Source organism: Streptomyces sp. NPDC101132 (assembly GCF_044759225.1).
In the GTDB taxonomy this organism is placed as follows: domain Bacteria; phylum Actinomycetota; class Actinomycetes; order Streptomycetales; family Streptomycetaceae; genus Streptomyces.
The window spans coordinates 221,980-237,212 of sequence record NZ_JBIVYX010000012.1 but is presented as its reverse complement, the minus strand read 5'-3'; the positions used below and the strand labels follow the sequence as shown (position 1 = coordinate 237,212).

Genomic DNA, 15,233 nt, shown 5'->3' with positions numbered 1-15,233 from the left:
TTACTTCGCTTCCGTGGGGTGGGGCAGGTAGGGCTCGGCGGAGGGCAGGCCCAGGTCGGAGGGGAGCAGGCCGGCGATCCAGGCGTCGCGGGCGGTGCCGCGCTGGGGGAGGGCGGCGCGCAGCAGGCCCTCGTAACGGAAACCCACCTTCTCGGCGACGGCGCGCGAGGGCGTGTTGCCGGCCTCGGCCCGCCACTCCAGGCGGGTGGCGCCCAGGTCGGTGAAGACCCAGCGGGCGATCCGGTCGACGGCCTCGGCCGTGTAGCCGCGGCCGCGGTGCTCCTTGGCGGTCCAGTAGCCGATCTCGTACTCGCCGGGGCCGTGGACGTGGACGCCGGCCGAGGCGACGAGGAGGCCCGAGTCGGCCAGACAGACGGCGAAGGCGTACTCGGTGTCCTCCCGCCAGCCGCGCGGGGCCAGCTCGCCCACCCACCCTTCCGCGTGGTGGTGCTCGTAGGGGGAGGGGACGGTCGTCCAGCGCTGGATGGCCGGGTCCTGGCAGTAGGCGTGCACCTGGTCGGCGTCGTCCGGTGTCCAGGGGCGCAGCAGCAGCCGCTCCGTGGTCAGTGTGGTGGGCTCCATGAAGGGATTCTCGTCACCCGCGCGTGGCGGGTGCGAACAGTTTTCGGGGAGACCGGCACCTTCCAGGCCCCCCGTACGTTCTCATTCCGGGCGCGCGCCGCCCTGCGGCGACGGCGGACCTCCCGGCGCGACCACGTCCTCGCTTACGATGGCCGTTGCGGTGGGGCCCACCTGCCGTGCCCGTGTACGAACCAGTGCCAGGCCCGACCGGCAAGGAGACCAGCCTCAGTGTCCGTCTTCAACAAGCTCATGCGTGCAGGCGAAGGCAAGATCCTGCGCAAACTGCACCGCATCGCGGACCAGGTCAACTCCATCGAAGAGGACTTCGTCAACCTCTCCGACGCCGAGTTGAAGGCGCTGACGGAGGAGTACAAGGAGCGGTACGCCAACGGCGAGAGCCTGGACGACCTGCTCCCGGAGGCCTTCGCCACCGTCCGCGAGGCCGCCAAGCGCGTCCTCGGCCAGCGCCACTACGACGTGCAGATCATGGGCGGCGCCGCCCTGCACCTCGGGTACGTGGCCGAGATGAAGACCGGTGAGGGCAAGACCCTCGTCGGCACGCTGCCCGCGTACCTCAACGCGCTGTCCGGCGACGGCGTCCACCTGATCACGGTGAACGACTACCTCGCCGAGCGCGACTCCGAGATGATGGGCCGCGTCCACAAGTTCCTGGGTCTGTCCGTCGGCTGCATCCTGGCGAACATGTCGCCGGCGCAGCGCCGCGAGCAGTACGCCTGCGACATCACGTACGGCACCAACAACGAGTTCGGCTTCGACTACCTGCGCGACAACATGGCGTGGTCGAAGGACGAGCTGGTGCAGCGCGGCCACAACTTCGCCGTGGTCGACGAGGTCGACTCCATCCTGGTCGACGAGGCCCGTACGCCGCTGATCATCTCCGGCCCGGCCGACCAGGCCACCAAGTGGTACGGCGACTTCGCGAAGCTGGTCACCCGCCTGACCAAGGGCGAGGCCGGCAACCCGCTGAAGGGCATCGAGGAGACCGGCGACTACGAGGTCGACGAGAAGAAGCGCACGGTCGGCATCCACGAGGCCGGTGTCGCCAAGGTCGAGGACTGGCTCGGCATCGACAACCTCTACGAGTCGGTGAACACCCCGCTCGTCGGTTACCTGAACAACGCCATCAAGGCGAAGGAACTGTTCAAGAAGGACAAGGACTACGTCGTCATCGACGGCGAGGTCATGATCGTCGACGAGCACACCGGCCGAATCCTCGCCGGCCGCCGCTACAACGAGGGCATGCACCAGGCGATCGAGGCGAAGGAAGGGGTGGACATCAAGGACGAGAACCAGACCCTCGCCACCATCACCCTGCAGAACTTCTTCCGCCTCTACACCAAGCTTTCCGGCATGACCGGTACGGCCATGACCGAGGCCGCCGAGTTCCACCAGATCTACAAGCTGGGCGTCGTGCCGATCCCGACGAACCGGCCGATGCAGCGCACCGACCAGCCGGACCTCATCTACCGCACCGAGGTCGCGAAGTTCGCCGCGGTCGTCGACGACATCGCGGAGAAGCACGAGAAGGGCCAGCCGATCCTCGTCGGCACCACCTCGGTCGAGAAGTCCGAGTACCTCTCGCAGCAGCTGAGCAAGCGCGGCATCCCGCACGAGGTCCTCAACGCCAAGCACCACGAGCGCGAGGCCGCGATCGTCGCGCAGGCCGGCCGCCGCGGCGCCGTCACGGTCGCCACGAACATGGCCGGCCGCGGTACGGACATCAAGCTCGGCGGCAACCCCGACGACCTCGCCGAGGCGGAGCTGCGCCAGCGCGGCCTCGACCCGGAGGAGCACATCGAGGAGTGGGCGCACGCCCTGCCCTCCGCGCTCCAGAAGGCGGAGGAGGCCGTCAAGGCTGAGTTCGAGGAGGTCAAGTCCCTCGGCGGCCTGTACGTCCTGGGCACCGAGCGGCACGAGTCGCGCCGTATCGACAACCAGCTGCGCGGTCGTTCCGGCCGTCAGGGCGACCCGGGCGAGTCCCGCTTCTACCTGTCGCTGGGCGACGACCTGATGCGCCTGTTCAAGGCCCAGATGGTCGAGCGGGTCATGGCCATGGCCAACGTCCCGGACGACGTCCCGATCGAGAACAAGATGGTGACGCGCGCGATCGCGTCGGCCCAGTCGCAGGTCGAGACCCAGAACTTCGAGACGCGCAAGAACGTCCTGAAGTACGACGAGGTCCTCAACAGCCAGCGCGAGGTCATCTACGGCGAGCGCCGCCGCGTCCTGGAGGGCGAGGACCTGCACGAGCAGGTGCGCTTCTTCATGGACGACACCATCGACGCGTACATCGCGGCCGAGACGGTCGAGGGCTTCGCCGAGGAGTGGGACCTGGACCGGCTGTGGGGCGCCTTCAAGCAGCTCTACCCGATCAAGGTCACGGTGGAGGAGCTGGAGGACGCCGCGGGCGACCGTGCCGGCATCACCGCCGAGTTCATCGCGGAGTCCGTCAAGGACGACATCCACGAGCAGTACGAGGCGCGCGAGAAGCAGCTCGGCTCCGACATCATGCGCGAGCTGGAGCGCCGCGTGGTGCTGTCGGTGCTGGACCGCAAGTGGCGCGAGCACCTCTACGAGATGGACTACCTCCAGGAGGGCATCGGCCTCCGTGCCATGGCGCAGAAGGACCCGCTGGTCGAGTACCAGCGCGAGGGCTTCGACATGTTCAACGCCATGATGGAGGGCATCAAGGAGGAGTCCGTCGGCTACCTGTTCAACCTGGAGGTCCAGGTCGAGCAGCAGGTCGAGGAGGTCCCGGTGGCGCCTTCGCTGGAGAAGGAGGACGCCATCCCGGCGGCCCGTCCCGAGATCCGCGCCAAGGGCCTGGACGCCCCGCAGCGTCCGGACCGGCTGCACTTCTCCGCCCCCACGGTGGACGGCGAGGGCGGTGTCGTCGAGGGCGACTTCTCGGACACCCTTCCCGAGGGCGACGGCCTGACGCGGGCCGAGCGCCGCAAGGCGCAGAAGGCCGCGGGCGGCCGGCGCCGCAAGAAGTAGCACCGCCGCGCGGTGCGTACGGCCGGGGCCGGTCACCCTTCGGGGGTGGCCGGCCCCGGCCGCGTTCCGCCTCATCCGCGGGGGCCGATCTCCACCGCCGCGCAGCGCCAGCGGAGGTCCCGGCCGCGCTCCAGGCGGAAGGCCATGGCCGAGAGGCGGTCGCCGGCGGCGATGCGGGCGAAGGCCTCGATGACGTCCGGGGCGGGCATGCCGATGTCGCAGTACCGGACGACGGGGCGGACCCGGGCCGCGGGGCGCAGGGGTGCGCCGGGGGCGAGGACGACCAGCTGCTCGTACGCCTCGCCGATGGTGTGGCCCAGCATCCGGTGCACCGGGCACTGGCCGCTGAGCACCGCCAGCAGGCGTTCGGCGAACCACTGGTGGGGCCGGGGGGCCCGGCCCGGGCCCGCCGGGCCGCCGGGGCGGGCCGCGTCGTGGCGGCCGCGGGGCCTGGTCCGGTCGGTGCTGCGCCTGTCCCTCTGCATGCCGGTCGTCCCCATCCGCCGGGCCCGGGCTATACCGGGCGGTAACTTCGTCGGGGTTCTTCTACGGCCCGTCCGGGGGCCCGGCAATCGTCCGCCCGGCTCCGGGCCCGCCGCCGGCCCGTTCACCTATCCGGGTGAGCGGTACCGCGTCCGCCCTGGTCAGAGGCGGCGGGAGAGGTGTGCGGGTGGACGGGAGGGAGACCGGGGTCCGCACCCCGAAGGGGGACCGGCGCACGTATCCTGAGCAGGTCCCGACTACGGAAAGCGGCCGCCCATGCGCGTGTACGTCCCCCTGACCCTCCCCGGCCTCGCCGAGGCGCACAAGGCGGGCGAGCTGGGCCCGGCCCCGCTGCTCGCGTACGCCGTGACCCCCTCGCTGCGCGAGTGGTACGTCTCGGACGACATCGAGGAACTGGAGTACGCGGCCCTCAGCCGGGCCGCCGCCGCCTCCCTGCGCCTGATCGCCACCAGCCCCGGCACCGCCCGCCGCCGCGTCGTCGTGGCCGTGGACGTGGACGACCGGGCCGCCTCGGCCGTCCCCGGCATGGAGACCGCCACCCTGGGCGAGGTGAAGATCGACGGCACGGTCCGGCTGAAGCTGGCCGCGGCCGTCCACGTGGACGCCGACGACGCCGTCGCGGACATCACCGCCGCCGCCGACGCCCTGGGCGCCGCGGACCAGGGCGACGACGACGCCCAGTTCACCGTGGACGGCGCCGAGGACCACGAACTGCTCTGGTACGGCGTGCAGGAGATCCCCAACCTGATCTCCTGACCAGGCGGTTTCAGCCACCGGGTACGGTCTTCGCATGGGGAAGAACGCCGGGAAGGCCGCACCGCACCTCGTCTGGGACTGGAACGGCACGCTGCTGCACGACATCCACGCCGTCATCGACGCGACGAACGCCTCGTTCGCCGAGCTCGGCCTGGAGCAGATCACGCTGGAGCGCTACCGCGACCTGTACTGCGTGCCGGTGCCCAAGTTCTACGAGCGCCTCATGGGCCGCATGCCCACCGACGCCGAGTGGCTCGTCATGGACGACGTCTTCCACCGCCACTACTGGGCCTTCGCCGAGCACGTGGGCCTCACCGACGGGGCCCGCGAGCTGCTGGCCGGCTGGCAGGACGCCGGGCTGACCCAGTCCCTGCTCTCCCTCGCCCCGCACGACCGGCTGATACCGCTGGTCCGCACCCACGGCATCGACCACCACTTCCTGCGCGTGGACGGCCGTACGGGGCCGTCGCACACCAGCAAGGCCGGGCACCTGGTCCGCCACCTGGAGGCCCTGGACGGGGTCACGGCGGCCCGTACGGTCGTCATCGGGGACGCCGTGGACGACGCGGCCGCCGCCGCCCACGTGGGCGCCCTGGCGGTGCTCTACACCGGCGGCTCGCACAGCCGCGCCAGTCTGGAGACGGCCGGCGTGCCCGTCGTCGACACCCTTGGGGAAGCGGTCGAGACCGCGCGGGAACTGGCTCGATAGCCACTCCAGCCCGCGTCGCTGTCCAGAGTGTCAAAGTTCTCCCCCAGGTTTTGTACACATACAGCTCATGACGGCCCGGGGGGATGGCGAGATAGCCTTGGACCCGTGATCAGCGCGATATCCCTCGGGGGCAGTGACGCCCCCGGACTGCGCCCGGAGCACCACAGTGCCCGGGCAGTCGCTGATTCCCGCTTCCGGAGCCCGCTGCCGATCTTGGCCGAAACCGCTCCGGTCGCCTCTCCTTACGGCATAGCGTCGAAGTCGGCCGGGCACCCCGTGTCGCGGCGCAACGCCATTCCTTCCTTCCCCTACGTCACGCAACGGCGCGCGACAGGAGCCAGAGGACATGCAGACCAAGCTGGACGAAGCAAAGGCCGAGCTGCTCGCACGGGCGGCACGGGTAGCTGAGAACAGCCCGGCCGGGGGGCTACTTCCGACTGGGTCCGAGCAGACGGAGCGTCCGGACCGGGACACCCTGCTCTCGTACCTCCAGCGCTACTACCTGCACACCGCACCCGAGGACCTGCTCGACCGCGACCCGGTGGACGTCTTCGGCGCCGCGCTCTCGCACTACCGGCTCGCCGAGAACCGCCCGCAGGGCACGGCGAGCGTCCGCGTCCAGACCCCCACGGTCGAGGAGAACGGCTGGACCTCCAGCCACTCGGTCGTCGAGGTCGTCACGGACGACATGCCGTTCCTCGTCGACTCCGTCACCAACGAGCTCTCCCGCCAGGGCCGCGGCATCCACGTCGTGATCCACCCGCAGGTCGTCGTCCGCCGCGACGTCACCGGCAAGCTCATCGAGATCCTCGGCCCGGACTGCGACGCGCACGGCCCGCGCACCTCGCGCCCCCACGACTCCCTCGTCGAGTCCTGGATCCACGTCGAGATCGACCGCGAGACCGACAAGGCCGACCTCAAGCAGATCACCGTCGACCTGCTGCGCGTGCTGTCCGACGTCCGCGAGGCCGTCGAGGACTGGGAGAAGATGCGCGACGCCGCGCTGCGCATCGCCGACCAGCTGCCCGACGAGCCCACCGCCGGCGACCTGCGCGAGTACGAGCTCGAAGAGGCCCGGGAGCTGCTGCGCTGGCTCGCCGACGACCACTTCACCTTCCTCGGCTACCGCGAGTACAACCTGGTCGACGGCGACTCCCTGGCCGCCGTGCCCGGCACCGGCCTCGGCATCCTGCGCTCCGACCCGCACCACAGCGGCAAGGAGGACGGCCACCCGGTCTCGCCGTCCTTCAACCGCCTGCCGGCCGACGCCCGCGCCAAGGCCCGCGAGCACAAGCTGCTGGTGCTGACCAAGGCCAACAGCCGCGCCACGGTCCACCGCCCCAGCTACCTCGACTACGTCGGCGTCAAGAAGTTCGACGCCGACGGCAACGTCATCGGCGAGCGCCGCTTCCTCGGCCTGTTCTCCTCGGCCGCGTACACCGAGTCCGTCCGCCGGGTCCCGGTGATCCGCCGCAAGGTCATCGAGGTCCTGGAGGGCGCCGGCTTCGCGCCGAGCAGCCACGACGGCCGCGACCTGCTCCAGATCCTGGAGACCTACCCGCGCGACGAGCTGTTCCAGACCCCGGTCGACAAGCTCCGCGAGATCGTCACGTCCGTGCTGTACCTCCAGGAGCGCCGCCGGCTGCGGCTCTACCTGCGCCAGGACGAGTACGGCCGCTACTACTCGGCCCTCGTCTACCTGCCGCGCGACCGCTTCACCACCGGCGTCCGCCTGCGGCTGATGGACATCCTGCGCGAGGAGCTCGGCGGCACCAGCGTCGACTTCACCGCCTGGAACACCGAGTCGGTCCTCTCCCGGATCCACTTCGTCGTCCGCGTCCCGCAGGGCACCGTCCTGCCCGACCTCACCGACGCCGACGCCGAGCGCATCGAGGCCCGCCTGGTCGAGGCCGCCCGCTCCTGGGCCGACGGCTTCCAGGAGGCCCTGGTCAACGAGCTGGGCGAGGAGCGCGCCGCGGAGATGCTGCGCCGCTACGGCGACGCCTTCTCGCAGGGCTACAAGGCCGACCACTCGCCCCGCGCCGCGGTCTCCGACCTCGTGCACATGGAGCGGCTGTCGGCCAGCGGCCGCGAGTTCGCGCTCTCGCTGTACGAGCCGGTCAGCGCCGGCCCGGGCGAGCGCCGCTTCAAGATCTACCGCCGGGGCGAGCAGGTCTCCCTCTCGGCCGTCCTGCCCGTGCTGCACCGCCTGGGCGTCGAGGTCACCGACGAGCGCCCGTACGAGCTGCGCTGCAGCGACCGCAAGGGCGCCTGGATCTACGACTTCGGTCTGCGGATGCCGGCCGGCAGCGGCAACGGCGACCTGGGCGACGACGCCCGCGAGCGCTTCCAGGACGCCTTCGCGGCCGTCTGGACCGGCGAGGCGGAGAACGACAACTTCAACGCCCTGGTGCTCGGCGCCGGGCTGACCTGGCGGCAGGCCGTCGTCCTGCGCGCGTACGCCAAGTACCTGCGCCAGGCCGGCTCGACCTTCAGCCAGGACTACATGGAGGACACCCTCCGCAACAACGTCCACACCACCCGCCTGCTGGTCTCGCTCTTCGAGGCCCGGATGTCGCCGAGCCGCCAGGCCGCCGGCACCGAGCTGATCGACGCGATGATGGAGGAGCTGGACGGCGCGCTGGACCAGGTCGCCTCGCTCGACGAGGACCGGATCCTGCGGTCCTTCCTCACCCTCATCAAGGCGACCCTCCGGACGAACTTCTTCCAGAGCGCCAACGCGGAGGGCGAGCCGCACTCCTACGTGTCGATGAAGTTCGACCCGCAGGCGATCCCGGACCTCCCCGCGCCGCGCCCGGCGTACGAGATCTGGGTCTACTCGCCGCGCGTCGAGGGCGTGCACCTGCGCTTCGGCAAGGTCGCCCGCGGCGGCCTGCGCTGGTCCGACCGCCGCGAGGACTTCCGTACGGAGATCCTCGGCCTGGTCAAGGCGCAGATGGTCAAGAACACCGTGATCGTGCCGGTCGGCGCCAAGGGCGGCTTCGTCGCCAAGAACCTGCCGGACCCGTCGGTCGACCGTGACGCGTGGCTGGCCGAGGGCATCGCCTCGTACAAGATCTTCATCTCGGCGCTGCTCGACATCACCGACAACATGGTCGCCGGCGAGGTCGTGCCCCCGAAGGGCGTGGTCCGCCACGACGAGGACGACACCTACCTCGTCGTCGCCGCCGACAAGGGCACCGCCACCTTCTCCGACATCGCCAACGGCGTCGCGGAGTCGTACGGCTTCTGGCTGGGCGACGCCTTCGCCTCCGGCGGCTCGGCCGGCTACGACCACAAGGGCATGGGCATCACCGCCCGCGGCGCATGGGAGTCGGTCAAGCGGCACTTCCGCGAGCTGGGCCACGACACGCAGACCGAGGACTTCACGGTCGTCGGCGTCGGCGACATGTCCGGCGACGTGTTCGGCAACGGCATGCTGCTCTCCGAGCACATCCGCCTGGTCGCGGCCTTCGACCACCGGCACATCTTCATCGACCCGAACCCGGACGCGGCCACCTCGTACGCCGAGCGCCGCCGCCTGTTCGAGCTGCCGCGCTCCTCGTGGGCCGACTACGACACCGAGCTGCTCTCCGCGGGCGGCGGCGTCCACCCCCGCTCCGCGAAGTCCATCCCGGTCAACGCCCAGGTCCGCGAGGCCCTCGGCATCGAGGCCGGCGTCACCAAGATGACCCCGGCCGAGCTGATGCAGGCGATCCTCAAGGCCCCGGTGGACCTGCTGTGGAACGGCGGCATCGGTACGTACGTCAAGGCCGGCAGCGAGTCCCACACGGACGTCGGCGACAAGGCCAACGACGCCATCCGCGTCGACGGCGCCGACCTGCGGGTCAAGGTCGTCGGCGAGGGCGGCAACCTGGGCCTGACCCAGCTGGGCCGCATCGAGTTCGCCCAGCACGGCGGCAAGGTCAACACCGACGCCATCGACAACAGCGCCGGCGTGGACACCTCCGACCACGAGGTGAACATCAAGATCCTGCTGAACGCGGTGGTCGCGGACGGCGACATGACCGTCAAGCAGCGCAACAAGCTGCTCGCCGAGATGACGGACGAGGTCGGCCACCTCGTGCTGCGCAACAACTACGCGCAGAACACGGCCCTGGCCAACGGCATCGCCCAGTCCGCCAGCCTGCTCCACGCCCAGCAGCGCTTCATGCGCCGCCTCGGCCGCGAGGGCCGGCTGGACCGCGCGCTGGAGTTCCTGCCCAGCGACCGGCAGATCCGCGAGCTGCTCGGCAACGACAAGGGTCTGACCCAGCCCGAGCTGGCCGTGCTCCTCGCCTACACGAAGATCACGACCGCCGACGAGCTGATCCTCACCGGCCTGCCGGACGACCCGTACCTGCGCCGCCTGCTCTTCGCGTACTTCCCGCAGGCGCTGCGGGACCGGTTCCCCGAGCAGGTCGAGTCCCACGCGCTGCGCCGGGAGATCATCACCACGATCCTGGTCAACGACACCATCAACACCGGTGGTTCGACCTTCCTGCACCGTCTGCGGGAGGAGACCGGCGCCTCGCTGGAGGAGATCGTCCGGGCGCAGCTGTCCGCCCGCGAGATCTTCGGCCTGGCCGAGGTGTGGGACGCGGTCGAGGCCCTGGACAACCAGGTCGCGGCCGACGTCCAGACCCGGATCCGGCTGCACTCGCGCCGCCTGGTCGAGCGCGGCACGCGCTGGCTGCTCAACAACCGCCCGCAGCCGCTGGAGATCACCGAGACCATCGAGTTCTTCAGCGAGCGGGTGGCCACGGTCTGGGCCGAGCTGCCCAAGCTGGTGCGCGGCGCGGACCTGGAGTGGTACCAGCTGGTCCTGGACGAGCTGACCGGGGCCGGCGTGCCGGAGGAGCTGGCCCAGAAGGTCGCGGGCTTCTCCTCGGCCTTCCCGACGCTCGACATCGTCGCGATCGCCGACCGGACGGGCAAGGACGCGCTGGACGTCGCCGAGGTGTACTACGACCTCGCCGACCGCCTGAACATCACCCAGCTGATGGACCGGATCATCGAGCTGCCGCGCAACGACCGGTGGCAGTCGATGGCCCGCGCCTCCATCCGCGAGGACCTGTTCGCCGCCCACGCGGGCCTGACCGCCGACGTCCTGGCGGTCGGCAACGGCACCTCGACCCCCGAGGAGCGGTTCAAGGCCTGGGAGGAGCACAACGCCGCGATCATCGGCCGCGCCCGGACCACGCTGGAGGAGATCCACGGGTCGGACGACTTCGACCTGGCGAACCTGTCGGTCGCGATGCGGACGATGCGGACGCTGCTGCGCACGCACAGCTGACGCGGGCGGCCACGCCGTACGACGGAGCGCCCCGGACCTTCACGGTCCGGGGCGCTCCCGCGTGCGGGCCGGTGCCGTCGTGGGGGCCGGTCCCGTCGTGGGGGGGGCGTCCCGTTCCCCCGGGCCGCCTCCGGCGCTACTTCCTGCCGAAGGCCTCGTACGCGTCGCAGACCTCCTTCGTCGGGCCGTCCATGCGCAGCACGCCCGATTCCAGCCAGATCGCCCGGTCGCAGGTCTCGCGGATGGTGCCGATGCCGTGGCTGACCAGGAAGACGGTGCCGGCCTCCTTGCGCAGCTCCTCGATGCGCCGCTGGCTGCGGCGCTGGAAGCGGGCGTCGCCGGTGGCCAGCGCCTCGTCGATCATCAGCACCTCGTGGCTCTTCGCGGCCGCGATGGAGAAGCGCAGCCGGGCGGCCATGCCGGAGGAGTAGGTGCGCATGGGCAGCGAGATGAAGTCGCCCTTCTCGTTGATGCCGGAGAACTCGACGATCTCCTGATAGCGCTCCTGGATCTGCTGCCGGGTCATCCCCATGGCGAGGCCGCCGAGCATGACGTTCCGCTCGCCGGTCAGGTCGTTCATCAGGGCGGCGTTGACGCCGAGCAGCGAGGGCTGGCCGTCGGTGTAGACCCGTCCGGCGGCGGCCGGGAGCAGGCCGGCGATGGCCTTCAGGAGGGTGGACTTGCCCGAGCCGTTGGAGCCGATCAGGCCGATGGCCTCGCCCTTGTACGCGACGAAGCTGACGCCCCTGACGGCGTGCACCTCGCGCACGCCGGGCCGCTCGCGGCGGGAGAAGATGCGGCTCAGGGCGGAGGTGGCGCTGCCGCGGCCGCCTCCGGCGCCCTGCACCTTGTAGACCACGTGCACGTCGTCCGCGATCACGGTCGGAATCCTGGGTTCAGCCACGGCCGTACTCCTCCTCCGCCTTCCAGAACCAGACGAAGCCGCCGATCCCCGCGAGCAGCGCCCAGCCGACGGCGAGCGCCCAGGCGTGGTGCGGCAGCTGGTGGGCGTGGTGGCTGTCGAGCAGGGCGCAGCGCACCAGGTCGATGTAGAGCGCGGCCGGGTTCCACTGGAAGGCCAGCGTCACCGCGTGCGGGACGTGGTGCTTCTCCAGTGTGGGCCCGATGTTCCACATCACGCCCGAGAAGTACATCCAGGTGCGCAGCAGGAACGGCATGAGCTGCTGGACGTCCGGCGTCCGGCTGCCGATCCGGGCCATCACGAGCGCGCAGCCGGCGCAGAACACCGCGAGCAGCGCCAGGGCGGGCAGGGCCAGCAGCCAGGACGGCCGGGGCGGCTGGCCGAAGGCGAGCAGGATCAGGGCCAGCGCGCCCATGGTGACCATCAGCTGCTGGAAGAGCTGGACCACGGCGGAGACGGGCAGCGCCGCGCGCGGGAACTGCAGGGCGCGGACCAGGCCGAGGTTGCCCGAGACGGCGCGGGTGCCGGAGGTGAAGGCGCTGGAGAAGAAGTCCCACACGAACACGCCCGTCACGAGGTACGGGATGAACTGCGGCGTGCCGCTCCGGGCGTCGAGGATGACGCCGAAGACGAAGTAGTACACGGCCGCGTTGAGCAGCGGGGTCATCAGGTGCCAGACCTGGCCGAGCCTCGCCGTGCTGTACGTGGCGCTCATCCGGGCGGTGGCGAAGGCGGCGATGAACTGCCGCCGCCCCCACAGCTGCCGGGTGTAGGCGAGCAGGCCCGGACGTTCGCCGCTGATGCGCAGGCCGTGCGCCGCGGCCAGCCGGGCGGCCTCCGGGTCGGGGGGCGTGGCGGGCAGCGTCGCGGTGGTGCCGCCCGGCCGGCGGTCCGGTTCCGGGGGCGGTTCCGGGGCGGGTTTCGGGGGCGCGGTCGTCAGGCTCACGGAGGAGGTCGCTTTCGAGGGGGAGACTCGGTCGGCGATGGGACGGACCCGTATCGTCGCTACGCCGAGAGTAGGGGGCCGTACGTCGGAACGCAACCGTATCGTCGTGACGCCGGCCCCCGCTATGCTCGTGTGCATGACCAACGAGTCCGCCGCCGCCTCGCCCTCCCGACGCGCGCCCGCAGGAGCGGCCGTGCTCCGCGAGGACGTCACCGAGGCCATCCGGGCCGCGGTCTTCGAGGAACTGGCCGCGGTCGGGTTCTCGAAGATGTCGATCGAGGCCGTGGCCCGCCGTGCCGGGGTCGGGAAGACCGCCGTCTACCGCCGCTGGCGCTCCAAGCTCCACCTCGTGCTCGACCTGGTCTCCGCCTTCGCCGCCCAGGGGCTGCCCGCCCCCGACACCGGCTCGCTGCACGGCGACGTCCGCGCCCTGCTGGAGGTCACCGCGCACCTGCTGCGCCACCCCGTGGCCTCCCAGGTCATCCCGGACCTGCTCGTGGAGGCCGCCCGCAACCCCGAACTGGCCGAGGCCGTGCGCGGGGTGCTGCTCCAGGGCCAGGAGGGCATCGCCGGGGACATCGTGCGGGCCGCCGTGGCGCGGGGCGAGCTGCCGGGGGGCACCGACCCCGAGCGGGCCCTCGACCTCGCCATCGGCCCGCTGTACTGGCGGCTCGTCGTGATCCGTGCCGGGCTCCCGGACTCCTACCTGGACGACCTGGCCCACGCGGTGGTCGCCGGGCTGCGGGCGCCCGGGGCCTGACGGGTGCCTGACCGGTACCTCACCCGCGCCCGACCGGTGCCCGCGTGGTGCCTGCCCGGCGCCTGACCGGCGCGCGCCCGGTGCCCGCCCTGGTGCCTGACCCGCGCGTGGCCGGCGCCCGACCCGTGCCCCCCTGGTGTCACGCGGGATTCACCCGGCCGCCGCCCGGCGCCCCGAGACTGGCGCCGTGGGACTCACCAGACGGGCCGCCCTCGCGGCCCCCGCCGCCGTCGCGCTCGCCGTCGGGGCGTGGGGCCTCGACCGCGGCACCCTCTGGCGCGACGAGGCCGTCACCTGGCAGGTGGCCCGGCGCACCCTCCCGGAGATCTGGCACCTGGCGGCCTCCGTCGACGCCGTCCACGCGCTGTACTACACCCTGGTCCACGCCCTGTTCGCGGTCGACCCGGACCCCGGCGAGGTGGTGCTGCGGCTGCCGTCCCTGCTGGGCGCGGCCGCCACCGCCGCCCTCGTGGCGGAGCTGGGGGTGCGGCTGGCCCGGCCGCGCGTCGGACTCTGGGCGGGCCTCGCGTACGCGGTGACGCCGCTGGTGAGCCGCTACGCCCAGGAGGGCCGGTCGTACGCCCTGGTCGCCGCCCTCGTCGCCCTCGCGACCGTGTTCTTCACCGCCCGCCGCTGGGGTGCGTACGCCGCCGTCCTCGCCGCCGCCGGGCTGCTGCACGTCTTCGCGCTGCTCGTGGTCCCGGCCCATCTGCTCAGCCTCCGGCTCGCCGGGTACCCGCCGGCCGACCGGCGCCGCTGGGCCCTCGCGGCCGGTGCCGCCTGTGCGGCGGTGGCCCCGCTGCTGTGGTGGTCCCTGGGCCAGACCGGCCAGGTCGACTGGCTGGAGCGGCCCGGCGCCGAAGCCGTGGGCAGGCTGGTGGCCGACTTCGCCGGCCCGGTCCCGGCCGTCACCGCCGTGGTGCCGGCCCTGGCCGCCGCCGGACTGTGGGCCGCCCCCCGGGTGGCCGCCGTCGCCGCGCCGCTGCTGCTGGTGCCGCCCGCGCTGCTGCTCGGCGTCTCGCAGCTGGAGCCGCTGTACTACGACCGGTACGTGCTCTTCGCGCTCCCCGGACTGCCCCTGCTGGCCGCGGCCAGCCTCGACGCCCTCCCGGCGGTGCTGCCGGCGGCCCTTTCGGCGCTGCCGTCGCGGTGGCGCGCCGCCCGGGCCGCCGGGGCTCGCCCCGCGCGGCCGCCCGGGCGCCGTCCCGCCGCCGTGGCGTACGGGCTGGCCGGCGTGCTGCTGGTCGCCGCCGGATTCTGGACGCAGTACCCCGTACACGCCCGGCTGCGCACCCCCGAGTCCCGCGGCGACGACTTCGCCGCCGTGGCCCGGGCGGCGCGGTCGCTGGTGCGGCCCGGGGACGCCGTGCTCTACGTGCCCGACATGGGACGGCGCATCGCCCTCGCCTACCCGGACGGCTTCCGCGCCGCCGCCGACGTGGGCCTGTCGGTCCCCGGACCCCGGTCCGGCACGCTGTACGGGACGGAGACGGACCCCGCCACCCTCGGCAGCCGCCTCGCCCGCCACGACCGGGTCTGGCTCGTCCTCACCAACGAGGCGGCCAAGGACCCCGGCCGGCCGCCGGCCACCCCCGCCGAGCACGCCAAACGCGCCCTCCTGCGGACGGAGTTCGCCGAGACGGGCCGCCGCCGGCTGGTGCACGGCCGCGTCGTGCTCGTCCGGTACGAGCGCCTGCCGTGACCCGCGTCGGCGCCGCCGCGGCCCGCCGCCGCGGTGCC

At 72.2% G+C, this 15,233-nt stretch carries 10 protein-coding genes; 6 read left to right on the top strand and 4 right to left on the bottom strand.

The annotated features are described in order from the left end of the window. Positions 1-582: a GNAT family N-acetyltransferase gene (locus tag ACIQUR_RS26685; RefSeq protein WP_403669057.1), complete on the bottom strand. Its 582-nt coding sequence runs from the start codon at positions 580-582 to the stop codon at positions 1-3. Positions 583-810: 228 nt separating this feature from the next. On the opposite strand from ACIQUR_RS26685, the gene secA reads away from it, so the two are divergent. Continuing rightward, entirely contained in the window at positions 811-3,600 is a 2,790-nt protein-coding gene (gene secA, locus ACIQUR_RS26680) for a preprotein translocase subunit SecA (protein ID WP_403669054.1), read from the top strand. A 71-nt stretch (positions 3,601-3,671) separates the two neighbouring features. On the opposite strand, the gene ACIQUR_RS26675 is transcribed toward secA, so the two are convergent. Continuing rightward, positions 3,672-4,085 (bottom strand): Rv3235 family protein, encoded by a 414-nt coding sequence (locus tag ACIQUR_RS26675; protein WP_403669051.1) that lies wholly within the window; start codon positions 4,083-4,085, stop codon positions 3,672-3,674. A 274-nt stretch (positions 4,086-4,359) separates the two neighbouring features. On the opposite strand from ACIQUR_RS26675, the gene ACIQUR_RS26670 reads away from it, so the two are divergent. The 3 genes from ACIQUR_RS26670 (at position 4,360) to ACIQUR_RS26660 (ending at position 10,865) form a co-directional block, all read left to right on the top strand. After that, positions 4,360-4,860: a DUF6912 family protein gene (locus ACIQUR_RS26670; RefSeq protein WP_403669048.1), complete on the top strand. Its 501-nt coding sequence runs from the start codon at positions 4,360-4,362 to the stop codon at positions 4,858-4,860. A 34-nt stretch (positions 4,861-4,894) separates the two neighbouring features. Next, positions 4,895-5,569, top strand: coding sequence for an HAD family hydrolase (locus ACIQUR_RS26665; RefSeq protein ID WP_403669045.1), 675 nt, complete (start codon positions 4,895-4,897; stop codon positions 5,567-5,569). Between the two features lie 346 nt (positions 5,570-5,915). Further along, positions 5,916-10,865: an NAD-glutamate dehydrogenase gene (locus ACIQUR_RS26660; protein ID WP_403669042.1), complete on the top strand. Its 4,950-nt coding sequence runs from the start codon at positions 5,916-5,918 to the stop codon at positions 10,863-10,865. A gap of 136 nt (positions 10,866-11,001) precedes the next feature. Here ACIQUR_RS26660 and ACIQUR_RS26655 read toward each other — a convergent pair whose 3' ends face one another. Beyond that, entirely contained in the window at positions 11,002-11,769 is a 768-nt protein-coding gene (locus ACIQUR_RS26655) for an ABC transporter ATP-binding protein (RefSeq protein ID WP_403669039.1), read from the bottom strand. Beyond that, positions 11,762-12,733, bottom strand: a complete 972-nt coding sequence (locus tag ACIQUR_RS26650) for an ABC transporter permease (RefSeq protein ID WP_403669036.1) — start codon at positions 12,731-12,733, stop codon at positions 11,762-11,764. Before ACIQUR_RS26650 ends, ACIQUR_RS26655 begins: the two co-directional genes overlap by 8 nt. A gap of 124 nt (positions 12,734-12,857) precedes the next feature. Here ACIQUR_RS26650 and ACIQUR_RS26645 point away from each other — a divergent pair, with 124 nt between their 5' ends. Together ACIQUR_RS26645 and ACIQUR_RS26640 are read left to right on the top strand one after the other, a co-directional pair. Then, complete coding sequence (locus ACIQUR_RS26645; RefSeq protein ID WP_403669125.1) at positions 12,858-13,493, top strand: TetR/AcrR family transcriptional regulator; 636 nt, start codon at positions 12,858-12,860, stop codon at positions 13,491-13,493. 187 nt (positions 13,494-13,680) lie between these two features. Further along, positions 13,681-15,195 (top strand): hypothetical protein, encoded by a 1,515-nt coding sequence (locus ACIQUR_RS26640; RefSeq protein WP_403669033.1) that lies wholly within the window; start codon positions 13,681-13,683, stop codon positions 15,193-15,195. Positions 15,196-15,233 lie beyond the last annotated feature (38 nt).